The following is a 21,707-nucleotide window of genomic DNA, read 5'->3' as shown; positions in this document are numbered from 1 at the left end:
TCCTATGATTTCTGTGCCAGCAGGCCATCAAGTGTCATGGTGCTGAATCGTTGAAGGGGTTTGATGCTTCCCTCTGCCTTCATCCTGACCAAGGCGCCCTCATAGGCGTCTATCAAAAAGGCGGCAGTTTCATCCGGATCAAGATATTCCGGCAATTCCCCGGCATCACGCGCTTCGCGCAACACGGCCCTGAAATCACCCTGCCAAGCGGTGAACGAGCGATGTAACTCACGCTGGAGCACTTCGCTATGTGCCGCAATGGATTGGGATAGATTGCCCAAAAGGCAACCACAGGTTGGATCGCCCGACCCGTATTCCTTTTCATAATATTCGAAATAGTCGCGCAGACGCCGCAGCGGCGATCTTGTCTTGTCTTCCAGCAGAAGTTGCGTTCGTACCTTCTGGTTGTTGTTACAATAGGAGGCGAGTACCGCAGAAGCGAACTCTTCCTTGCTTGCGAAGAAGTGATAGAACGAACCCTTCGGCACGCCGGCCGATTTGAGGATCGGGCCGATCCCCGCACCTTCATAACCGTGGGACAGAAGTGCCTTCAGGCCCTCGTCGATCAAAATTGCTCGTGTGTCCGTCTTGCTCATGAGGTCAATAATAGACCAGTCGTCTAGTAAATGCAAGCTAACTCCGTCAGCATGAGAAAGTGGTGTTGTACCGGCTGGCGAACCATCTGGCGACGGCTTACGAACGACCACTCCAAAAAAACCCACAAACTTATCCAACACCCTCCGAACCCGGGTTATCCTATCCCCGTCCTTTCCATGGGGAGCTGCTTCCGGAGCCGTTCGAAAGTGGGGAAGGACGGCGTGTCAGCGAGCGGGCAACGGACCCAGGCGCTGGCCGACCTGTTCGTCAGGCGTTCATCCACTCGCCCTTCGGAACAAGCAGAAGCTGGCCGGCAGGGGGACAACGTTAGCGGGCGGTCTTCGGATCGCATTATTTATCTACAAAGACGCGCTTCGACGACCGCCCGTCTTCCCGGCATGCAAGCAATGGCCAGACGCGAAAGCGGGCGTGGCAAGGGGAAGGTACGCCCGCTCTTTGACAAATCAGAACGGCATCTCGACCCGAGGCCAGATTTCGCGCGAAAGTTTGCGATAGTCCGTCTTTTTCGGATTGGAGGGATAGGGCGCACCAGCGTCAATATAAATGATGTCCGCCGCCACTGGCTCGAAACCCGCATGGAAATGGTTCGTCGACTTGACAAGCAGCATGTCCTTAGACCCGGGATCGATGCCGAGATTGGAGAAAATGTCTGGCTCAAAGGTTTGCGTCCGGTTGGTGTTGAGGATGATCTCGATATCTGTGCCCTCAAGGCGGATGACCGCTGCAGGTCCAAGCGTAACCCGGCTCTTGCCGAAACTCTGCCATCCTTCATGCACGGCCTTGAGCACTTCGACACGCGCATCGATCGGTGCGCCGCCATCCGGGCCTGCCTTGCCGCCAAAGCGCAACTGGATATGTGCGCCCTCACCTGCTGCCAGACAGAAGGTCACCGCGATCGGATCCCAGATCGTCGCCACGGCGACATTGTCGATACCGCGCTCGATGATCCTTCGCAGGATTAGCGTGCCATCTCCGGCAACACCTCCGCCCGGATTGTCCCAGACGTCTGCAACAACGACCGGCTTACCCGGCTTCTGCGCAACGAGCGCAACGGCCCTGTTCAACCCGGCTTCCGTGTCGAGCATCGGCATCGCCGTCGTTCCACGCATCGCGAACAACTCCATGCCCAATTTCTTCGCGAGCGCTAAACCCTTTGCCGGCTCATTATCAGTGACGACCATGAGTTGGGTGCCGAGTTCCGGGACATCTCCAGCCATGAAGCCATGAATGAGCGAGACAGAAAGGATGCCATCGTTGCCCTGCAGGGCTTTCAGACGATCCACGTAAGAACGCATCGGCTCACGGCTGGTCGGATAGACGCCGATCATGCGGCAATCGAAGGTTGAAATGACCGGTGTGATCTCACCTCTGAGTGTACGCAAGGCGAGTTCCACTACATGCTCGCCGCGTTCGTAGAAATCCGTGTGCGGAAATTCCAGAAAGGCCGCAAGTATATTCGCATTGATGACGCGCTTCTTCGTCAGGTGGCTGTGTGGATCGAGTTCAGATGCGATAAGTACATCAGGCCCGACGAGATTGCGGATCCGCTCGAGAAGATCGCCCTCGCAGTCATCGTATCCTTGCGCGACCATAGCGCCATGCAGGCCGAGAATCACACCATCGACGGGCAGCGCTGCCTTGAGCTGGTCAAGGATCTCGTCGCGCAGACCCTCATAGGCTTGCCGCTGCAGCAATCCCCCAGGTTCGGCCCAGGTCGCGGTTCCTTCGATCAGCGTGAATCCTTCCGCGCGGGCCCTGCGCCGTAGAACCACCATGGGCGCCGAGCACAAGGTCGGTGTTTCCGGATGTTCGCCCGGCCCCGCATAGAACGCCGTTTCAAAGCTGGCACGGTCTGTTGGCACAGGGGAGAAAGTGTTGGTTTCCGTCGCGAACGACGCAGCAAATATGCGCATGAATGTGATCTCAGAGTGGCTTGTAGGCGATGGCTTCGATTTCGATCTTGATGTCGATCATCAGCCGCGATTCAATCGTCGTGCGCGCGGGCGGATCCTTCGGGAAATAGGTGGCATAGACCTTGTTGAATGCCCCGAATTCGCGGGCGTCTTCGAGAATGACGAAGGTCTTGACCACGTCGGAAAGGTCTGCACCCGCCAGTGCCAGGGCGGACTGGACGTTCTCCATCACCTTTTTTGTCTGGGCTTCGATCCCGCCAACAATGACCGTGCCATCAGCACCCACCGGAACCTGCCCTGAAACATAGATGAAATCCCCGGCGCGCACTGCAGGCGACAACGGCACATGTGCTTGGCCGAAATGTTGTTTGGTCATGATCTCTAGTCCTTGTGTTGGTCATTTGACGGCGCCAATGGAAAGCCCGCGTACAAGATAACGCTGCAACCAGGCAAAAAGAATGGCGACGGGCACGGAGGCGACGAAGGCCGCGGCCATGACATAGTGCCAGTCGACCGTATAGCGTCCGGCTACGAGCGAAAAGACGCGGATCGGCAGCGTGTACGTGCCCTCGGTACGCAACATCGTCAATGCGATGACGAACTCGTTCCAGGCGTTGATGAAGGTGAAGATCGCCGTGACGACCATGGCCGGAACAGCCAAGGGCAGGAACACGGCGATCAGCGTGCGCCAGCGGCTCGCGCCTTCCATCCACGCGGCTTCCTCAAGATCGCGCGGAATCGTCGAAAAATAGCTCTGCAGCATCCACACGCAGAAGGCTATGTTGAAGGCGGTGTAGATGACGACCAGCACATTGAGGCTGTCGATCATGCCGGCACCAGCAACCAGCCGGAACAGGCCGATGACAAGGACTATCGGCGACAGCATCTGCGAGACGAGGAGAAATTGGCGAAACAGATCACGCCCGGCGAACTGGTAACGGCTAAGGGCATAGGCGGCCGGGATCGACACGAGGATGGTCAGCACAGTCGAGAGCGCCGACACGTAGAGCGAATTGGCCAGCGCCTCGGCAATCCCTGATGTCTGCCACATCTCAGGGAAATTCTGCCAGCGCAATTCCGACGGCCACCAGTTTGGATTGAGCACTTCCGTCGCAGATTTGAGCGCCGAGATGGTCATCACCGCGTAGGGAAACAGGATCACCACCACGATTGGCGACAGCAGCAGCCAGAACAAGATCGAACGTTTGAGTTTCCTGCTCATGCCTTCGCCTCGCGCATCGCTAGCCGCACATAGATGATGGTGAAGACCAGAAGAATGGCGAACATGATCAGTGAAACAGCTGCGGCTTCGCCGAGCCTGCCGATCCGGAAGCCGACTTTGTAAAGATATGTGACCAGAATATCGGTCGAGTTGGCGGGGCCGCCTTGCGTCGTCGCCCAGATGATCGGAAAGGAATTGAAAACGTAAATAGTGTTCAAAACGAAGGCGATGTTGATGAAGGGTCGGAGCAAGGGCAACGTGATCAGCCGGAACTGATCCCAACTCCCCGCTCCCTCCGTCGCCGCCGCCTCATAGAGATCGTCCGGAACGGAGGAAAGCCCGCCTAAGAAGATCGTGACCGTAAACGGAACCGAGACCAGGATGCCGATGAGGATCTGCATGGGAAATGCGGTAGACGCCTCGGCCAGCCACTGGATATTGGTGTTGATAAGACCAAGTCCACGCAAAGCAGAATTGAGCATGCCGCTCTCGCCGTTGAGAGCCCAGCGCCACACGATAGCGGTCATGGTCAGCGATATCGCCCAGGGCAGCATGATGAGGATACGGGCGATGCCCCGCCCGTAAAAATCTTCATTGAGGATCAGCGCAATCGGAACGGAGACGATCAGTGTGCCAAGCACCACCGCCGCCGTCCAGACAAGCGTCCTCCAGGTTGCGGCAATGAAGTCCGGATCGGCAAACAGGACGCGGAAATGCTCGAGCCCGATGAAGTCGCGCAACATGCCAAAGCGATTGACGTCATGCAACGACAGCGAAACGATTTCCTTGAGTGGCCAGAGAATGATGGCCGCCGCCAGGACGAAACTCGGCAGAATCAGAATGTAGGGGGCTGTAGCCCTTTGCATCGGCTTCTCGATATTTGGCTTGGTAATAGCGAAGGTATAACTAAAGCAGGAGGGCGGCCGAAAGCCGCCCTCCTGCTGCGGGTTATTTCAGCGTCTCGTTGATCTTGGCAGCCGCCTCTTTCAACGTGGCCTCGGGCTCGCCCTCACCCAGATAGATCTTCTGGATGGCGTTGGATGTCGTCTGGGCAATGTCCTCCCAGCCCGGAATGACTGGCGCGAAGCGGGCATTCGGCAAGAGGGACGTGAAGACCTTCAGATCGGCATTATCGGCAAAGAACGGATCCTTGGATTCCTCCGCATTGACTGGCAGGAAACCCTCGACCTTGTCGAACTTGGTGCGTTGCTCCGTCGTGAACAGGAAATCAAGGAATTTCCAGGCAGCCTCCTTATTCTTGGAGTTTTCGAACAAGACGATCGAGTCCGTCACACCATAGGTGCCCTTGTCGCCGGTCGGGCCGGCAGGGATCGGTGCCACACCGTATTTGAGATCGGGCGCCTCGGCCTTGATCTGGTTCGACAGGAAGGGGGCGGTGATGACGGTCGCAACCTTGCCCTGCTTGAACAGATTTTGGACATCCTCGCGCGCATAGGAGGTGACACCAGGCTGGGTCAGACCCTCGTCAATGAAGCTCTTGTAGAGCTTTGCCGTATCGATCGCCGCCTGTGAATCGAGACCCGACTTGCCATCCTTGACGATCTCGCCGCCGTTCGACCACATGCCATAGTAGAAATAGACGTCGGTTTCGATTTCCTTGCCCTGGAGCCCGAAACCGTAGGTCTCGCCGCCAAGCGCCTTGATCTTCTCCGCGGCGGTCTTGAGGTCCGTCCAGGTTGCCGGCGGCGTGTCGATGCCTGCCTTGGCGAAAATGTCCTTGTTGTAATACATGGCGCGGGCCGAAGCGGCGATTGGCAGGCCGTAGACCTTGCCGTTCATCACTGACGGCGACAGGAACGTATCAATGAAACGAGCCCTGAAGTCGGGCGTGATGTGCTCATCGAGCGGGGCGACGATGCCCTCCTTGACATAATCGAGCAGCCAGCGCGTGCCGATGATTGAGAGATCTGCATTGGCACCGGCGGAAATGTCGGTGGTCAACTTCTGTTGCAAATTATCCCACGGCACGACCTCGATCTGAATCTTGGTGTCGGGATTGGCCGTTTCAAAAGCCTTGGCAGCCTCTTCGAAGTAGGGACCTGTGCCCTTGCTGTACTCCGCTATGGTGACGCGCACCGTGCTATCGGCGAAGGCGCTCGTAGTGAAGGCAATGAGACTTGCTCCCGCAAGAAGGCATAGTTTCTGTTTGATCGTCATCTTGATTCCCCTTATTTTGGCCCACACGCCAATCGGTCTTGTTTCTCCTCACCGCGCTCGGGGAAGTGCTCCAAAATCTCCAAACGCGATACTCAACCAGCATCGCCATATTCAAATGTAATTTAATTTCATGCAAGTCAGTATTTAGTCTAACAGGAAGTTTTTGGTGTTGCTTTTTTTCATCGATAGCCGTTAGCTGACATCAAGGCGGCATCGACCGCAAGGGGATGTGGTTGGTTATGACCTTATCAAATCTGCACGAGTTTCTTGGATTGAAAGACCGGCACGTTCTCATTACTGGCGCTGGCGGCGGGATCGGCCGGGCGCTGGTCGCTGCGTTTACGGCAGCCGGTGCGGTTGTGTCCGGGGCCGATCGGGAACTGCAATCCATGTCGGAACTTTCGCTAGCATATCGGCTGGTTTTCGACCTGACCAGCCGGACACAGGTCCATGAAGCCGTCAATAGTTTCATCAACGATCAGGGCACGCCGGATGTGTTGATCAACAATGCCGGCTTTACGCGTGGGGAGACCCTGGATCAGGTCGATGGCGATGTGTGGGAGCGCGAAGTTTCGATCAACCTCAACGGCGCGTTTCATGTAACAACACCGATTGTCGATGCTATGAGCAAGCGTGGCAGCGGCAGTATCGTTTTCATCTCCTCGGTCAATGCCCTCAGCCATTTTGGCAATCCTGCCTACTCAGCCGCCAAGGCCGGATTGATATCTTACGTGAAAGCGCTTGCGGTTGAACGCGGACGATACGGAATCCGGGCCAATGCGATTTGTCCCGGCTCGGTCCGGACGCCGGCCTGGGACCACCGGCTGCAGAACCAGCCGGACCTTTTGGCAAGAGTGTTGCCGCATTATCCGCTGGGGCGCATGGTGACACCGGAAGAAGTGGCGCAGGCTACCCTGTTCCTGGCGTCGTCTGCGGCATCCGGAATCACCGGTACTGCGCTTGCCGTAGACGCCGGGCTGACCGCCGGAAATCTGCGCTTTATCAACGATGTTCTTGCAGGGGAAAATTGAGATGGCCGGATTGCGGATCAAAGAGCTCGTCAAATCCTACGGCCCGATGAACGTGCTGCACGGCGTCGACCTTGACGTCCGGGATGGCGAGTTTCTGGTGCTGATCGGCCCGTCCGGCTGCGGCAAGTCCACGCTGTTGCGAATGATTGCGGGGCTCGACGACATCTCGTCCGGCGAATTGTGGATTGGAGACCGGCTGTCAAATGGACTTGCGCCACAGCAGCGCAATATCTCCATGGTGTTCCAGAGCTACGCGCTGTTTCCCCATATGACCACACGCAAAAATATCGGCTTTGGCCCGAAAATACGCCGGGAAGCTTCCGGAGCGATCGACGCGAAGGTCAACAAGGCAGCGGAGACGCTCAATCTCCATGCCTATCTTGATCGTCTTCCGCGCCAGCTATCCGGCGGTCAACGCCAGCGTGTCGCGATGGGCCGGACAATTGTGCGCGAACCGGATCTGTTTCTCTTCGACGAGCCGCTTTCCAACCTTGATGCCAAGTTGCGCGTGCAGATGCGGACTGAACTCAAGGCGCTCCATCAACAATTGAAGACGACGATGGTTTACGTGACGCATGACCAGATCGAAGCGATGACGATGGCGGATCGTATTGTCGTCATGAACGGCGGCCGCATCGAACAATCCGGCACGCCGCTCGAACTCTATGACAGACCAGTCAACAAATTTGTCGCAGGGTTCCTAGGATCACCAGCTATGAATTTCATCCCAGGAACTTTGGAGCGTGGCGACGGCCAGCCCCGAATGCGCACGCAAGAAGGGTTCACCATTCCTGTCGGAGACACAGCCGCCAAGTCGGGCCAGGAAATCGAAATTGGCATCCGGCCGGAACATTACCGGCTCGCTGACAACGATGAAGGATTTCCTTACCAAGTCGCCGTTGTCGAACCAACAGGCTCGGAAACGCATCTTTTCGGTACAATTGCAGGCATTGATGCGCGTTGCGTCTTCCGCGATCGAATTGCCCCGGAACCCGGAAGTCAGATGATGCTGACGATCGATCCCGCGAAAGTACATGTCTTCGACCGCAAAACAGGAGACCGGATCTGACCCTCATGGCGCCACCCCATTTCGACATTGTCGCCCGCTTGCGTGAAATTGCCGAGACGGGCAAGAATTCCGACAGCCAGGTTGCCGCGGCAATACTTTCCGATGCGGAATTCGCTACTCATGCTTCGATCGACAAGCTTGCGCAAAGGGCCGGTGTAAGCGAGCCGACGATCACCCGCTTCTGCCGAATGCTTGGGTTTGAAGGCACGCGCGAGTTCAAGGTAAAGCTGGCGCAATCACTGGCGATTGCCGGGCGGTTCATCATTCCTAGTCCCGTAGAAGACGTGACAGGAAACAGTGTTCCTTCAATCATCGCCAAGAGCGCTGCCGACGCCATCCAAATGGTCACCAAACTCATCAATCGCGACGATCTTGACCGGGCGGCGGAAATTGTCGTCGGAGCGAGAATGGTCCGTGCCTACGGTTCGGGCGGCGCTTCCTCCATGGCGGCAACCGAATTGGAAAACCGGCTGTTCCGCCTCGGCATCCATGCCTCATCGCATATCGATGGCGAGATGCAGCAGATGACAGCAGCAATCAGCAGTAAGGACACGGTGATTGTCGCTTATTCGCTTTCCGGCGAGGTCAAGCCCTTGATAGAGGCGGTGACAATTGCCGGGCGGTATGGTGCAAAGACGATCGCCTTCACCGCACCCGGTTCTTCCCTGGCATCGGCTGCCCAGCTGATCTTGCCGTTCCACATAGATGAAGGGAAAAATGTCTATCGTCCCTCGCCTGCACGATATGCTCTGCTTGCATTGACCGATATGCTGGCAATGACTATCGCCGAAAAAATCGGCGCCCCTGCAGTGGAGCGGATGCGCCGCATCAAGAACCTACAGGGTCTGCACAAGACCGATGCTCCCAACCTGCCTCTTGGAGATTGAAATTGAAACTGTCCGAAATCGATACGCCGGCCGTCCTCATTGATATCGATCGCGCCGAGGCGAACATGCAGCGCTTCCAGGCCTATGCCGACAAACACGAACTGGCGGTGCGTCCGCACATCAAGACACACAAACTGCCGCGTTTTGCCAAGCGGCAGGTCGAGTTGGGCGCAGTCGGCATAACCTGCCAGAAACTTGGCGAGGCAGAAGTCATGGCCGACGCAGGACTGACGGATATCTTTCTGCCCTACAACATTATCGGCAAAGCGAAACTCGGTCGTCTGTTGGCGTTGAATGAACGCGTCACGCTTGCTGTCACCGCGGACAGTGACGTTACCGTCCGCGGTCTTTCCGAAACGTTCAACGATGCGCCAAAGCCGCTCACCGTACTGGTAGAGTGCGACACCGGAATGGGACGTTGCGGCGTACAATCGCCCGATGAAGCTGTTGCGCTGGCAAAACTGATCGATGCTGCCGGTGGCCTGCGTTTTGCAGGCTTCATGACTTATCCGAAGACCGGTGCGATTGTCGAAAATGAGGCTTTTCTGTCTGCTGCCAAAGAAAAGGCCATCGCTGCTGGACTCGATCCGCGCATCATTTCCAATGGCGGTTCTCCGGATATGTGGCGGGCACATGAAGTCAAGAGCGCCACGGAACATCGACCTGGCACGTATATCTACATGGACCGCTTTCAAGCCGCGAAAGGGGTCGGCACATGGGACGATTGTGCGCTCACAGTCCTGACAACGGTGGTCAGCCGACCGACAGAGAATCGAGCGATCGTCGATGCCGGTTCTAAGGCTCTTACCAGCGATACATTTGGCATGGATGGATTCGGGTATATTGTTGGCTACCCGGATGCAGTGGTCACCTCGCTCAGCGAGGAACACGGCACGATCGATTTTTCAGCCTGTGAGGATAAGCCCCAGATCGGAGATCGGCTGCGTATCATTCCCAATCACGCCTGTGTCGTCTCCAATCTGTTCGATGAGGTCGTGCTGATTTCAGGCAACGAAGTGGTCGAGATTGAGCCTGTCGCTGCACGGGGCCGCGTCGATTAAGGGCTTTTGGCCGTTCCGCGCAGGAGCGCCGCCCGGTACGGTCTCCGAAAAGGACATAGGCGACCTGCTGCGGGATGCGGTCGGCAATCGCCCTTTGCATCCTTAATATGGCAAATACGCATTCGTCCGTGGCGCATTTCGCTTCTGCAAGCGTTGCTGCGAGCTTGTCAGCATATTCGGCCGCAGGCGTGAACAATTGTCCCAATTGATCGGCCAGATCGCGGGCGAGAAACTCGGCTGTGCGTTCGAAATAGGTCTTGGTCAAGTCCGCCTGCTGGCGCTTTAACGCAAAGCCAAATCCCAAAAACAGCACGCTCAGTAGAGCTAAGAGCGGGAGACCGATGATGGCAACAACTGGAATGCCACGTTTGTCACCACCCGAACCAAGCTTCGCAGATATTTTGGGGCCCACAACATCCATGGAACGGTTCCTGAAAAGGCATAAAGTATCGACGTCGAAATCAAGAAAAGAGCAGACAATTGGTAGTAATTATAAGTACAAAAACGAAGGCAGCGCGTTGCAACCACATCCTCAATTGAGGATATTCAAGGATATGACGGCATCAAATGGTAAGGCTACCACTTCCAGCCAGCACATTCACCTCAGAATAAAGACATCTGAAGCGGCACAACCGACATTCCCGTTCCCAACAACTACCCGTTACAACGTTGAATTGCAACGTCTTCGCCAGCTGCGCAGCCAATGTCTCATCAGGAAATCTCCCGAAGAAGGACTGTCAGGATCGCTGCCGATATCGTCGTCTTGAGCAGACCATAACCGATCTCGTAAAATCCGAAACGGCTGGCAGGATGGAGAAGGCACTCACACGTGTTTCTCCCCACCCAGTGCCTTGATCACCGGAAGCACCGAATATTGACCGATTTCGGCGCGATCGGTCAGCGCCCTGAGATAGCCTCCCGGTGAACGGATATCATCGATACGCTCAAGAATGGCAGCAATCGTGATCGATGCATTGATATCGCCCATGGTTTTGCGCGCCCTCTCCCAGGCATCAGGCGATACACCCAGCATTGATCGGACTAGTCCCGCCGTCTGCATCAGATCACGCCAGTCCTCAATACCGTCTCGGGAATAATCGATGATTTGCGGGCAAACGCTTAACACGGCCTCCAGCGGCATCGGAACCGATTTCGTTTCAAGATCAAGCCAATCACCGGCCGCACCGCCCTCACCACGGTTTTTATTTCGCCGGACCGCTTCCAAGCGATTTCTCATCTTGTTCAGCGCAACTATTCGCCTGGGCTCGTTGTTTTCAGATTGCAGCTCAGCGGATCGCTTCTGGCCGGTTTCTTTGGCCCTTTCAAATGGGTGATCTATATTTGAATTCTGAATATGGTGCTCAAAAGAAGAGTCACTGGCGCTCATTTCTTTATCTGAAAGAGATTCCAGGTAGGTTTTCTCAACTCTCTCTCTCAATCTCGCAAGGGCATCACACCGCACCCGCAGTATCTCCAGAGGCAGGTGCCTGCTCACTCGTCCCGAAAGCGCCGCCAGCTCATCTGCGTATGTTTCCCAATCACCCGCACGTTCCTCGCCAAGCCCGGCGTCTATGGTCTTGGATACGTCCCGCAGATGGATGGTGATTTCGCTGCGGACGCGATGAATGGCTCGCGCGAGATCCCTAGCTTGAACCGCATGGGCCTCGATTTCGCCTGCCCGTAGCGCCAGCGGCGAAAGGTCGAAGCCAAAAGCATGTTCGATCTCGCCGGTTTCGCCGCGCCGCGCATAACGTTTGCCATTGGGACTGTCCCGGCGAATGATCAGGCCCGTTTCGACGAGCGCCGAAAGGTGCCTGCGAATTGTCGCAGGGGACATGCCGCGGGTACGCAGGGAAAGCTCCGCATTGGATGGAAAGACAATCAGTGGTGCACTGCCGTCCAGCATCGTCTCGGGATAGAAGCTTAACAGTGCTTCCAGAACGGCAATTGTGCGGTCCGAGAGAAAAAACGCTGTACGAGCCTCGGTCAATGAACGCAGCAGCGCCCATTTCTCCGGGTGTTGTCGGTCAGTACCCGCCAGTTTTTCGCGGGCCCGTGCTGTCTTTTCTTGCACGGCAAACATGGCGTGCGACAACGAACGGCCGCCAAACGGCGTCGTTGCAAAACGATCGGTCATGGTCCTTTACCTCAAGTTGAGGCAATGAAAAGGCATGCCGAAACGCGTCCGACTCTTGACAAGTCTGGGTGGAAGTGATTCTCTAAAATTGCTACATTGAAGAGGGCTTCCGGGGCGGTAACGTTCTGGGGGCCTTTTTTCTTGCCGTTATTTCCTTCGCTTTCGTCCTTTTGAACTGTCCAGAACCGAATTGCGGTTTTGGGGCTTAACGCTTACGCAACCAACCGGTTTGCAACGACTGAAGTCGCAATGCTATTTGTCACTTGACCGACTATTGTAGCGGGCAAGCAATGTCTCGAGCTCCCCCGTTACGAAGACCGCAAACTCTTGCGGAATATGCTCGGCAAAGGTCAGAACCTGTCTTCCCTTGTCTGAATTCAACTGCGCGATTGGACCGGTGCCTGAGTATTTGTTGCCAACGACCGACGGCGGATTGCGCGGCGCCAGTGCGACAGGCTCGACGCTTTTCAGGAGCCGCTCGAAGATGCGGTTGAAGCGCGCATTGCTGTCAGCAGCGCTGAATGGCTCCAGCGTGATCTCGTTCAGTGCAGCAGCCTGCGCGTCGATCGATTTGAGCAACTCAGCAAACCGGACCCAGCGCGGCCGGCCGATCTTTGGCGCGGGACCAATAGCGCGAACAACCGCCGCCGGTACGGCTGCCGCGACCTGCAGAAACCGTGTCATCTCTGCCTTATCGAGGGATAGCGCATCCTGAACAAGCCCGCGCTCGAAGCCCCGCTCGACAAGATTGCGGGCAAAGAAAGCGCGCTCGATGAAGGATAGATCACGGCGCTCTGTGTTTTCCTTGCCCTGCGCCAGAACAAGCTGCACATCGGTGAGATTGCGGACGATAGCCTGCACCGGCCTGGCGATACGCCGAGCGGCGCGCAGGCGGCGATGGCCATAAGCCGTCTGGTAGTGGCCCTGTTTCTCCGGATGCGGACGAACAAGGATAGGAACCTGCTGTCCATTCTGCCGGATACTTTCGACCAGTTCCTCGAAGCTGTCATCTGATCCGGAATCGTGGCTGAGCCGGTCTTCGATGAATGAGCTATCGACAAGCGCCGGATCGAGCTCGATGACCCGCTCGCTGCCTTCGAAAGTCTCCTTCAGCCGCCGTGCATCCTCGATCTCCTTCGATATTCCGCCAAGCGACAGGCCCATCGCCTTGATCGCACCAGAAGCTGCCCGCGGCTTCAACGGCTCTACCGAAGCGCTCTGCCGCATTGGGGTCAACTCGGCTGGCTTCTGCTCGGGCGCCGAATTAGTCTCTACTGTCTCAAACAGTGCCTTGAGTTGATCCCTACGATTCTTGTCGACCATCATCGCGCCCTCACCCCGGCCTGTTCCATGCCTTGAAGATCAGGCCCTGAATCTCAGAGTTGACGGAAGTCAGCGATTCAAACGCGCGGTCATAGGTAGCGCGGGTGAAGCTGTCGCGGGAAACCTCATAAAGCGTCTGTTTGGTCAACCCTGCATCGGAAAAAGCCGTCGACTTGACCACTGAGTTCGTCAGCACGCGCTCGCCAAACAAGGAGCGCAGAAAACCTGCGATTTGTTGCTGAGGTGCATCATTGGGTTCGAAGCGCGTAATGAGATAGCGCATGAAGTCAAAATTGAGTTCACCGCCCGCTTCACGCACGACGGCGAGAAGATCCGCAGTCATGAACAGGAATTGGCTCATGGAGGCAACATCAAGCATCTGCGGGTGAACAGTCACCAGCACCGATGTGGCCGCGCAAAGCGCCGAAAGCGTCAGGAACCCAAGCTGGGGGGGACAGTCGATGACGACGACATCATAGTCATCCGAAACCGTATCCAAAGCGGCCTGAACACGCGCGAAGAACAATTGCTGCTCGACACTCTGTGTGCCATGCTGCCGGTCCGCCAGCATTTGGGGTGTCGTGTGTTCGAACTCCTGTAGTTCGAGATTACCCGGGATGAGATCGAGACCATCGAAATAGGTCTTGCAGATGATATCGCGCAATAGCCTGCGTTCGCCATCGTAACGAATTGCGCCATAGAGCGTGTCATTGCCGGTGAGGTCGAGTTCCGGTTGGTAACCAAAGAGCGCTGACATCGATGCCTGTGGATCAAGATCAACAGCCAGCACCCGAAACCCGGCCATGGCCAGATGTTGCGCAAGGTGTGCACTCGTCGTTGTCTTGCCGGAGCCACCCTTGAAATTGGTGACCGCGATAACCTGCATATGCTCGTTGGCGCCGGGGTCGCGATGCGGAAGGTACGTTTTCGCCTTGGCGCCGCCAGCCTCGGCAAGATGCCGGCGCAGCGCATTGATTTCGGCAAGCGTATAAAGCCGGCGACCGCCACTTCCAGTTTCCGGCTGCGGCCCCTCGCCGGCGATCGAAAGCTGCCGCAGATAACCATCCGATACGCCAATCAGCTTTGCAGCCTCGCCACTGGTGAATTTGCGCAAAGTCTTCTGGGCAGTCGGCGGAAATAGCCGATTGCGCATCGCCTGCAACTGCGCTGACAGCATTTCGGCATCCGCCGCTATCGCGCGGTCGGCCGGCAAGGCAACAGACAGGGAAGGATCGCCTTGCAACTGGGCGTCAACGGTCCGATGTGTCTGTGCTGTATTCATTAAAGTCACGCTTGATCCTGTGCGCCTATTAACAGACTGCCTACCAGCGCTCCGGAATGATGCGCCGATTCTGACAGAAAAACCAAAAGGGTAACGCTGGACAACAATTTAACGCTGCAGCTCGATACTAACACCGCGAAATCTGTGTAACGCCTATTTAGCCTGTTACCCTCAAAAACCGTAACCAACCTGAGGGAAGTACCGAGTCGCGTCAAGAACTTTATAGTTAACGCAATTTAACCAATTCATTCGGCAAACCGCACTATTTTACCACTTCTTCTTCTTGCGTTTTTGGTCGGCTGGCTTGGGCTCGAACAGGTCGCTATCAGGTGCGTCCTTGGTATCCGGAGCCTGCATTTCAGTTGATTTTGCTGCTGTTGATTTCGTCTCGGCAGGGGACTTCGAAGTGGTGTCTTTCAGTGCGAATTTGATCGCCATTACAAACTGCTTTCTGATGTGAAAATTGCGGGAACGACAGAATGCTGTCCTTAGCATGGAAGCTAGACAATTTGCGCATGAAATCGAGGTGCCCCCGTCAAAAGTAGTGAGTTGTTAACCTTGGTTTTCTATTCAGATGAGGTACCCCTTCGGTAATCTCACATCGTTCCGCTGCAGGCATCATGCGTATCCCCAGAACAAATTTTCCAGTAAAAGCAGATGAATATGAGTTTGAAAGCAGCGCCGGTGAAGAGTTGGTCCGTGTGCCGGTTCCGCCGTTGCGTCCGATAGATCTCACCAACGCAAATTCGGGCGCACTTTATGAGAGCGTCGTGGTCAAACGGACGATCGCTCCCACGTCGCCCAGGCCAGCGTCCGCGGCAGCGCCGGTACCGGTACCGGCAGGCAGATTTGATGTGGGTGCGTCGTCCACGCCAATTTCGAAGCGTATGTTTTCGCTATCCGAGAATGTCCGTTTCACCCGCACACCCGACAGCGAACTCATGAAAAACAAGGGCCCGGCGCCGGCAGAAGTCGCCGTAACGCCAAAGGCGGATGAGAAACGCCCGGCTTCTGGAAAACCGACGAGAAACCCGGAGGCAATCGTCATACCCCGTCGCGTTCGCGACCTGGAGTCCGGTGGGTCCCTCCTCTTCGGCCAAGTGGCGGTACCAGCGCAACCTCTCCCAGCAGTCGTCCCGTCGGCCCCTGCGCCTGCCGAAGCCATCACGAAAATAAAATCTTCGCCGTCCGAATGCTCGCCGTTGGCTTACGTATCGGATTATGCGTACTTCGAATCCGCTGACTTTATCGGAGGGATTGCATCAGTTGCGGCGGCTATCCCCGTCAAGCCAATGCCGAGATACAGCCCCGACGAAGTCACCGCTCGCTTCCGCGTGGTTGAGCCCATTGCGGCAACGCTCAAGTCACCGCTCGTGTCGCCGTCGCTCGCCCCGGTGCGCACGGAATTAAAGCAACAAGTGGAGCCATCGTCGGAAGAGCGCCCGGAAAAGGTTGACACCGTTGATGCGGGTTTGACCGCAATTCCCGAAATTGTTCCCGCTGTCCCTCCCCAGGGCACCATCAGCCGGCGTCGCGACATAGCGCCCGTGCAACCCCCGCTCCCACCACGGCAGGTTGTCGCGGATACCGTCAAACCACGCATTTTCGCTGCCCCGCGCAGTTCTTACGAAAAGCCTCCGGTAACCCTGCTACAACAAGCGGTCACGCATGATGCCGTCACCATCTCGCAGGAAACGCTAGAGCAGAACGCCGGGTTACTTGAAAGCGTGCTGGAAGATTTCGGCATCCGCGGCGAGATCATCCATGTGCGCCCCGGTCCCGTCGTCACACTCTATGAGTTCGAACCTGCGCCAGGCGTGAAATCCTCGCGCGTTATCGGCCTTGCCGACGACATCGCCCGCTCCATGTCTGCGCTGTCCGCTCGTGTCGCTGTTGTTCCCGGACGCAACGTCATTGGTATTGAATTGCCCAATACGACGCGAGAGACAGTCTATCTTCGCGAAATGGTCGCATCCGAGAATTTTGACAAGACCAGATTTAAACTCGCACTTTGCCTTGGCAAGACCATCGGCGGTGAGCCTGTAATCGCCGAACTCGCCAAGATGCCGCATCTGCTCGTAGCCGGTACGACCGGTTCCGGAAAATCGGTCGCCATCAACACGATGATTCTGTCGCTGCTCTACCGGCTCACACCGGAAGAATGCCGTCTGATCATGGTCGATCCGAAAATGCTTGAATTGTCCATCTATGACGGGATTCCGCATCTTCTTACCCCGGTCGTCACCGATCCAAAGAAGGCAGTGATGGCTCTCAAATGGGCCGTGCGCGAGATGGAAGACCGCTATAGAAAAATGTCGAAGCTCGGCGTGCGCAATATCGATGGTTTCAACGCCCGCGTTATCAGCGCGAAGGAGAAGGGCGAAACGGTGATGTGCACCGTGCAAACCGGCTTCGACAAGGGAACCGGCGAAGCTCAATATCAGCAGGAGGCCATGGACCTCACGCCGATGCCCTATATCGTCATCATTGTCGATGAAATGGCCGACCTGATGATGGTGGCGGGCAAGGATATCGAAGGGGCGATCCAGCGCCTCGCCCAGATGGCGCGTGCCGCCGGCATTCATTTGATCATGGCGACTCAACGTCCATCGGTCGATGTGATCACCGGTACCATCAAGGCGAATTTTCCCACTCGCATCTCGTTTCAGGTCACATCCAAGATCGACAGCCGCACCATTCTCGGCGAACAAGGTGCGGAGCAGCTGCTTGGCCAGGGCGACATGCTGCATATGGTCGGTGGCGGCCGTATTTCGCGCGTCCATGGACCTTTCGTTTCAGACGAAGAAGTCGAAAAGGTCGTTGCGCATCTGAAGACTCAAGGGCAGCCGGACTATCTCGATACTGTCACGGCCGACGAAAGCGATGAAGAAGCTGCGGACAGTGACGATAGTGCAGTCTTCGACAAGGGCGCCATGGCTGCAGAAGATGGAAACGAGCTCTACGATCAGGCAGTCAAAGTCATGCTGCGTGACAAAAAATGCTCGACGTCATACATCCAGCGACGGCTGCAGATCGGCTACAATCGCGCCGCTTCGCTGGTGGAGCGAATGGAAAAGGAAGGGCTGGTTGGCCCCGCCAATCATGTCGGCAAGCGCGAGATTCTCAACGTCAACAGGGACACAGCTTAATCAACACGGAAGGTTGCTATTGTCGCAGAGCAGCCTTGATGGGCTTCAACGGCGAGCATCTGATTTTGATGAACTCGTTGGGCGAACGTCCGACAATGGCGGTGCGTGCTACGAAAGCCTGTCCCTGCATCCCGCACATCATGGCGTTGCTGGTTTGAGGCCCGTAAATCACATCCAGCGCCGTGTTGGATTGGCAATCCATCGGCGACAGACTTGTTGAGCAAATGAGTATTACAACCTGGAGCATGCTGGCATCCTTTTGCAACAGTTGCTCCTCCCGATTCTTGCAGAGTACGGAAGTTTTGCTGCAATGCAACCATTTTGCTGCACCGCAATAGAAATGGTCGTTCCCAAATGAGAAATGCGCTTGGTTCCTGAGCCTTACTGTTCCATGTGATCGTCGAGTTGGTGACGCTTGATGAGCTCTTCCCGGATCAGTTTCTTCGCGACCTTGCCATAGGCGGATTTCGGCATCTCTGGCCAGAACACAAGGCGCTTCGGCATTTTGTAGCGAGCCATCTTGCCGTCAAGCCAGGCAATGATCTCCTCGGCTGCCAGCGCAGTACCGGGGCGGGCAACGCAGACCGCAAGACCCACCTCGCCCCATACCGGGTCCGGAATACCCACTACCGCCACTTCGCTGATGTCCGGATGGGTTAATATCTTCTCCTCGATCTCGCGCGGATAGATGTTGGAGCCGCCGGAAATATACATGTCCGAGGCCCTTCCGGTGATGAAGAGAAACCCCGCTTCATCCATGTGTCCGAGATCGCCGGTACGGAACCAGCCATTGCGAAAGGCTTTCGCATTGGCTTCCGGATTGTTGTAATAGCCAGCAAAAACGGCAGGGCCGATCACGCAAATCTCGCCGGTTATGCCGGGCGAAACTTCAGTTCCGTTGTCATCCTGGATCGATATTTGCATTGCGGTACGCGCATAGCCGCAGGTGCCCGGCCGCGTATCCTCGCTGTGTTCCAGATAGTGTTCGGCCGGCGGTAACACAGTAATATTGCCGGTCACCTCACCCAGTCCGAAATATTGCACGATTACCCGGCCCAGCGTCTCTAAGGCATTGATCTGATCGGTCCGGTACATGGGTGCGCCCGCATAGACCACATAACGCAATGACGAATGATCCCGCTCCTGTACCGCTGGATGCTCGGTCAGCATTTTCAGGATCGTGGGCACGGTAAACATGTTGCTCACACGCCATTTTTCGACAAGACGCCAGGCTTCGGCAATATCGAGCTTTTCTGTTGGCAGCAGGACGGTTTTTGCACCTCTGGCCACCTGCGTCAGCTGATGGATCCCGGCGCCGTGAGATAAGGGCGCGACCACGAGCGACGCATCGAGATGCGTCGTACTGGGCATCAAGTCGCACAGATGATTGGTTACTACAGAATCCCATCTGACCGTGGGTCAGTACAGCAGCCTTGGGCCGCCCGGTCGTGCCAGAGGTGAAAAAGAACCAGCACGGATCATCATGATCCACAGGGGCAGTAAACACCGTTTCAGTATCGAAACGATCTACAAAATGGTCGTAATCCTCGGCAAAATCGGCTTTTCCGATCGCGATGACGAATTCCATCGCTGCACTCGTTTGCCGGCAAGCTTCGACGTGCTCTGGAAATGAATTCCCGCAGATCAAGCCTTTTGCACCGCTCGTTGCTGCCAGATACGCCACTTCGTCTGATGTCTGCCTGAAGTTAGTGGGCACCCACACCGCTCCAAGTTGAAAGCACGCGAACATTGATTCGAACATCTGGTTGCAATTCTGTGATTGAACGAGGATCCGGTCGCCTTTGACCACACCGAATTCCTTGTGCAACGCTGCGGCCATGGCGTTGACACGGCGCTGCAGTTGCGCCCATGTCCATGTTTTTCCGCCCCAGACAAGTGCAATCTCCTTCGGGAAGCGGCGTGCCGATTGAGCGAGAAACCCATATAGGTTCATCACCCGCTTGGACATGGGTTCGATTATCAGTCCATGTTTCGCAGTCATGTCACCACCTTTGGAGCCGGCGCCCGTCTTGACCGCTCATTGGGTTGAAGATGGGCCAGCCGCGCTTCGATTTTTCTCGTCTCACCTTGCATCAAAGCAGCGAGTTCCGTTTGACGTGAAGGCTGCATGCGGCTGTCAATGGCTGCAATGCTGAGGGCGCCGGCTGGTCGTCCATCCGGATAGCGAATAGCGAGACCAATGCCCCATGAATTTGTAAGGATAAGCCCGGGATTAAGGGCGAAGCCGTTTTCGCGGGCTGTCACAATGTCAGCGCGAATGCGGTCGGGATAAAGGTTCGGATACTCGGCCAGGAGCGCGGCTTCATTCGTCGCTAAAATAGCTTCAATCTCGTCATCCGGCATCGCGGCCAGAATCGCCAGTGACCCGGCGCCCACACCCAAGGGATGGCGATAGCCAGCCTGTAATGCATGGGTGCGAATCGGATAGGTGCCTTCCTCGCGATGCAGACAAACGGCGTAGCTATCGCGCTGGATAGAAAGGAAGCTGGTGTCCTGTGTTTTGGCCGACAGAAAACCAAGGCTGTCGCGGGAGATTTGTAGAAGGCCATAGCGCCGTGTTGCGAGAGTGCCAAGTACGTAAGCTTCCTGACCGAGATAGTATCGTCGGGTCACAGGGTCCTGTTCCAGGAGGCCAGAGCGTATGAGCGCCAGAAGCAAACGGCGCGCCGTGGGTTTGTTGAGACCGCTTTGTTCCACGATATCAGTCAACGTGCTGCCGTCGTCGCCGGAGTAGCTGACAAGGCTCAACAGTCCAAGCGCCCTGTCAACGCTTTGCGAACCATTGAGAACCGTAGTCGGCCTGACCTCTTGCTCCATCCCATTTCCTCTTATTGATCCACATCGTGGATCATTTCGTTCATTTGTGGAACTATGCCACAACTCAACGGCCGGTAAACCGAATTTGGAGTTCATAATATGCTGCTCATCCTGCGACGGCTTTGGCGGTGACTGGTGTCGGAACGATTTCTGCGGCAACCTGGACCTCCGCGCTTAAAACGCTTCGAGAGTTTTGAGGGCGTCGGCCGAAGGCTGGAATTCACTCTTGAACCTGGCCAAAGCATAAATGATGCCATTGCCCGGCCGCTTCAGGCGTCCGGCGTCACAGCGGCTTCACTTGTTCTTGATGGCGGAGCTTTCAATCCATTCCACTATCTTATGCCGGCTCTTGCGACGGACGGGCATCATGCTGCCTGGTACAGCGACATATTCTCACCGGCCGGCGAAACGCGGCTTGAGAACGGTAATGTTACCTTTGGCGAGCGTGACGGCGCTCCTTTTATCCATTGCCATGCCATCTGGACCGAGCACGACGGCAAGCGTGGTGCCGGCCATGTCCTGCCGCATGAAGCGATCATCAGCCGGCCCATTCATGCAATTGCCTGGGGTGTCGAGGACGTGCGAATGGTATCGGAGCCCGATGAAGAGACCGCCTTCACGCTCTTTCATCCGGTACCTTCAAAAGCGGCGATCACCGCCAACAATGGTCCGCGCACTGTGATCGCGCGTGTTGGTCCAAATGAGGACCTCATCATTGCCCTGGAGGATATCTGCCGGAAACATGACTTCGCCGCAGCAAAATTGCGCGGCGGCATAGGCAGCCTGATCGGCGCACGCTATGCGGACGGTTCAAAAGTAGACGATATCGCAACCGAAGTCTTCGTCACCCAAGGCTTCGTCACACGCCAGTCAGCCGGAACACGTGTCGATATCGTTATGGTCGACACCCAGGGCAATATCACACGCGGGGAACTCCTTCGCGGTGAAAACCCCGTGTGCATAACATTTGAGCTGTGCCTCGAAGAGGCCTAACGATCC

Annotated in this window: 19 protein-coding genes and 1 pseudogene; 7 read left to right on the top strand and 13 right to left on the bottom strand. The window is 56.3% G+C overall.

Annotated elements, in window-relative coordinates; all coding sequences use genetic code 11:
• Nucleotides 1–2: 2 nt before the first annotated feature.
• From N8E88_RS06635 to N8E88_RS06610, 6 genes are all read right to left on the bottom strand, one after another.
• Nucleotides 3–734 (bottom strand): TetR/AcrR family transcriptional regulator, encoded by a 732-nt coding sequence (locus tag N8E88_RS06635; RefSeq protein ID WP_262291200.1) that lies wholly within the window; start codon nt 732–734, stop codon nt 3–5.
• Nucleotides 735–1,061: 327 nt separating this feature from the next.
• On the bottom strand, nt 1,062–2,531 hold the full coding sequence (locus tag N8E88_RS06630; protein ID WP_262291199.1) for a M81 family metallopeptidase: 1,470 nt from the start codon (nt 2,529–2,531) through the stop codon (nt 1,062–1,064).
• Between the two features lie 10 nt (nt 2,532–2,541).
• Nucleotides 2,542–2,910 carry a RidA family protein gene (locus N8E88_RS06625; protein ID WP_262291596.1) on the bottom strand — a complete coding sequence of 123 codons (369 nt, stop codon included), beginning with the start codon at nt 2,908–2,910 and terminating at the stop codon, nt 2,542–2,544.
• A gap of 18 nt (nt 2,911–2,928) precedes the next feature.
• Nucleotides 2,929–3,753: a carbohydrate ABC transporter permease gene (locus N8E88_RS06620; protein ID WP_262291198.1), complete on the bottom strand. Its 825-nt coding sequence runs from the start codon at nt 3,751–3,753 to the stop codon at nt 2,929–2,931.
• A complete protein-coding gene (locus N8E88_RS06615) occupies nt 3,750–4,619 on the bottom strand; it encodes a carbohydrate ABC transporter permease (protein ID WP_262291197.1) in 870 nt (289 codons plus the stop codon). Before N8E88_RS06615 ends, N8E88_RS06620 begins: the two co-directional genes overlap by 4 nt.
• An 82-nt stretch (nt 4,620–4,701) precedes the next feature.
• Nucleotides 4,702–5,931 carry an ABC transporter substrate-binding protein gene (locus N8E88_RS06610; RefSeq protein WP_262291196.1) on the bottom strand — a complete coding sequence of 410 codons (1,230 nt, stop codon included), beginning with the start codon at nt 5,929–5,931 and terminating at the stop codon, nt 4,702–4,704.
• A gap of 239 nt (nt 5,932–6,170) precedes the next feature.
• Between N8E88_RS06610 and N8E88_RS06605 the strand changes: the two genes are divergently transcribed.
• From N8E88_RS06605 to N8E88_RS06585, 5 genes are all read left to right on the top strand, one after another.
• The gene (locus tag N8E88_RS06605) at nt 6,171–6,962 is read left to right on the top strand and encodes an SDR family oxidoreductase (protein ID WP_262291195.1); all 792 of its coding nucleotides are present in this window, start codon (nt 6,171–6,173) and stop codon (nt 6,960–6,962) included.
• Nucleotide 6,963: 1 nt separating this feature from the next.
• Nucleotides 6,964–8,031: an ABC transporter ATP-binding protein gene (locus N8E88_RS06600; protein WP_262291194.1), complete on the top strand. Its 1,068-nt coding sequence runs from the start codon at nt 6,964–6,966 to the stop codon at nt 8,029–8,031.
• A gap of 5 nt (nt 8,032–8,036) precedes the next feature.
• Nucleotides 8,037–8,918 (top strand): MurR/RpiR family transcriptional regulator, encoded by an 882-nt coding sequence (locus N8E88_RS06595; RefSeq protein ID WP_262291193.1) that lies wholly within the window; start codon nt 8,037–8,039, stop codon nt 8,916–8,918.
• 2 nt (nt 8,919–8,920) lie between these two features.
• On the top strand, nt 8,921–9,979 hold the full coding sequence (locus N8E88_RS06590) for a D-TA family PLP-dependent enzyme (RefSeq protein ID WP_262291192.1): 1,059 nt from the start codon (nt 8,921–8,923) through the stop codon (nt 9,977–9,979).
• A 341-nt stretch (nt 9,980–10,320) separates the two neighbouring features.
• The gene (locus N8E88_RS06585) at nt 10,321–10,746 is read left to right on the top strand and encodes a hypothetical protein (protein WP_262291191.1); all 426 of its coding nucleotides are present in this window, start codon (nt 10,321–10,323) and stop codon (nt 10,744–10,746) included.
• A 56-nt stretch (nt 10,747–10,802) separates the two neighbouring features.
• On the opposite strand, the gene repC is transcribed toward N8E88_RS06585, so the two are convergent.
• The 4 genes from repC to N8E88_RS06565 form a co-directional block, all read right to left on the bottom strand.
• Nucleotides 10,803–12,116, bottom strand: a complete 1,314-nt coding sequence (repC, locus tag N8E88_RS06580; protein WP_262291190.1) for a plasmid replication protein RepC — start codon at nt 12,114–12,116, stop codon at nt 10,803–10,805.
• Between the two features lie 252 nt (nt 12,117–12,368).
• The gene (gene repB, locus N8E88_RS06575; protein ID WP_262291189.1) at nt 12,369–13,442 is read right to left on the bottom strand and encodes a plasmid partitioning protein RepB; all 1,074 of its coding nucleotides are present in this window, start codon (nt 13,440–13,442) and stop codon (nt 12,369–12,371) included.
• Between the two features lie 7 nt (nt 13,443–13,449).
• Nucleotides 13,450–14,721, bottom strand: coding sequence for a plasmid partitioning protein RepA (gene repA / locus N8E88_RS06570; protein ID WP_262291595.1), 1,272 nt, complete (start codon nt 14,719–14,721; stop codon nt 13,450–13,452).
• 267 nt (nt 14,722–14,988) lie between these two features.
• A complete protein-coding gene (locus tag N8E88_RS06565) occupies nt 14,989–15,159 on the bottom strand; it encodes a hypothetical protein (RefSeq protein ID WP_262291188.1) in 171 nt (56 codons plus the stop codon).
• 182 nt (nt 15,160–15,341) lie between these two features.
• Between N8E88_RS06565 and N8E88_RS06560 the strand changes: the two genes are divergently transcribed.
• Nucleotides 15,342–17,870 (top strand): DNA translocase FtsK, encoded by a 2,529-nt coding sequence (locus N8E88_RS06560; RefSeq protein WP_262291187.1) that lies wholly within the window; start codon nt 15,342–15,344, stop codon nt 17,868–17,870.
• Between the two features lie 16 nt (nt 17,871–17,886).
• Here N8E88_RS06560 and N8E88_RS06555 read toward each other — a convergent pair whose 3' ends face one another.
• The 3 genes and pseudogenes from N8E88_RS06555 to N8E88_RS06545 form a co-directional block, all read right to left on the bottom strand.
• On the bottom strand, nt 17,887–18,117 hold the full coding sequence (locus tag N8E88_RS06555; protein ID WP_114432309.1) for a hypothetical protein: 231 nt from the start codon (nt 18,115–18,117) through the stop codon (nt 17,887–17,889).
• 134 nt (nt 18,118–18,251) lie between these two features.
• Nucleotides 18,252–19,872, bottom strand: a pseudogene (locus tag N8E88_RS06550) (acyl-CoA synthetase).
• On the bottom strand, nt 19,869–20,708 hold the full coding sequence (locus N8E88_RS06545) for an IclR family transcriptional regulator (protein ID WP_262291186.1): 840 nt from the start codon (nt 20,706–20,708) through the stop codon (nt 19,869–19,871). Before N8E88_RS06545 ends, N8E88_RS06550 begins: the two are co-directional and overlap by 4 nt.
• Before the next feature lie 135 nt (nt 20,709–20,843).
• Between N8E88_RS06545 and N8E88_RS06540 the strand changes: the two genes are divergently transcribed.
• Entirely contained in the window at nt 20,844–21,701 is an 858-nt protein-coding gene (locus N8E88_RS06540; protein WP_262291185.1) for a PCC domain-containing protein, read from the top strand.
• Nucleotides 21,702–21,707: the final 6 nt, after the last annotated feature.

The organism is Phyllobacterium zundukense, from assembly GCF_025452195.1.
Classification (GTDB): domain Bacteria; phylum Pseudomonadota; class Alphaproteobacteria; order Rhizobiales; family Rhizobiaceae; genus Phyllobacterium; species Phyllobacterium zundukense_A.
Note: the sequence above shows the minus strand (reverse complement) of the source record. Positions and strands in the feature narration are given on the sequence as shown.

Bases quoted from the DNA above. Each gene is read 5' to 3' on its own strand.
- N8E88_RS06630 (WP_262291199.1), bottom strand. From the start codon at position 2,531: ATGCGCATATTTGCTGCGTCGTTCGCGACGGAAACCAACACTTTCTCC.
- N8E88_RS06620 (WP_262291198.1), bottom strand. From the start codon at position 3,753: ATGAGCAGGAAACTCAAACGTTCGATCTTGTTCTGGCTGCTGCTGTCG.
- N8E88_RS06615 (WP_262291197.1), bottom strand. From the start codon at position 4,619: ATGCAAAGGGCTACAGCCCCCTACATTCTGATTCTGCCGAGTTTCGTC.
- N8E88_RS06610 (WP_262291196.1), bottom strand. From the start codon at position 5,931: ATGACGATCAAACAGAAACTATGCCTTCTTGCGGGAGCAAGTCTCATT.
- N8E88_RS06605 (WP_262291195.1), top strand. From the start codon at position 6,171: ATGACCTTATCAAATCTGCACGAGTTTCTTGGATTGAAAGACCGGCAC.
- N8E88_RS06600 (WP_262291194.1), top strand. From the start codon at position 6,964: ATGGCCGGATTGCGGATCAAAGAGCTCGTCAAATCCTACGGCCCGATG.
- N8E88_RS06595 (WP_262291193.1), top strand. From the start codon at position 8,037: ATGGCGCCACCCCATTTCGACATTGTCGCCCGCTTGCGTGAAATTGCC.
- N8E88_RS06585 (WP_262291191.1), top strand. From the start codon at position 10,321: ATGATGGCAACAACTGGAATGCCACGTTTGTCACCACCCGAACCAAGC.
- repC (WP_262291190.1), bottom strand. From the start codon at position 12,116: ATGACCGATCGTTTTGCAACGACGCCGTTTGGCGGCCGTTCGTTGTCG.
- repB (WP_262291189.1), bottom strand. From the start codon at position 13,442: ATGATGGTCGACAAGAATCGTAGGGATCAACTCAAGGCACTGTTTGAG.
- repA (WP_262291595.1), bottom strand. From the start codon at position 14,721: ATGAATACAGCACAGACACATCGGACCGTTGACGCCCAGTTGCAAGGC.
- N8E88_RS06565 (WP_262291188.1), bottom strand. From the start codon at position 15,159: ATGGCGATCAAATTCGCACTGAAAGACACCACTTCGAAGTCCCCTGCC.
- N8E88_RS06560 (WP_262291187.1), top strand. From the start codon at position 15,342: ATGCGTATCCCCAGAACAAATTTTCCAGTAAAAGCAGATGAATATGAG.
- N8E88_RS06555 (WP_114432309.1), bottom strand. From the start codon at position 18,117: ATGCTCCAGGTTGTAATACTCATTTGCTCAACAAGTCTGTCGCCGATG.
- N8E88_RS06545 (WP_262291186.1), bottom strand. From the start codon at position 20,708: ATGGAGCAAGAGGTCAGGCCGACTACGGTTCTCAATGGTTCGCAAAGC.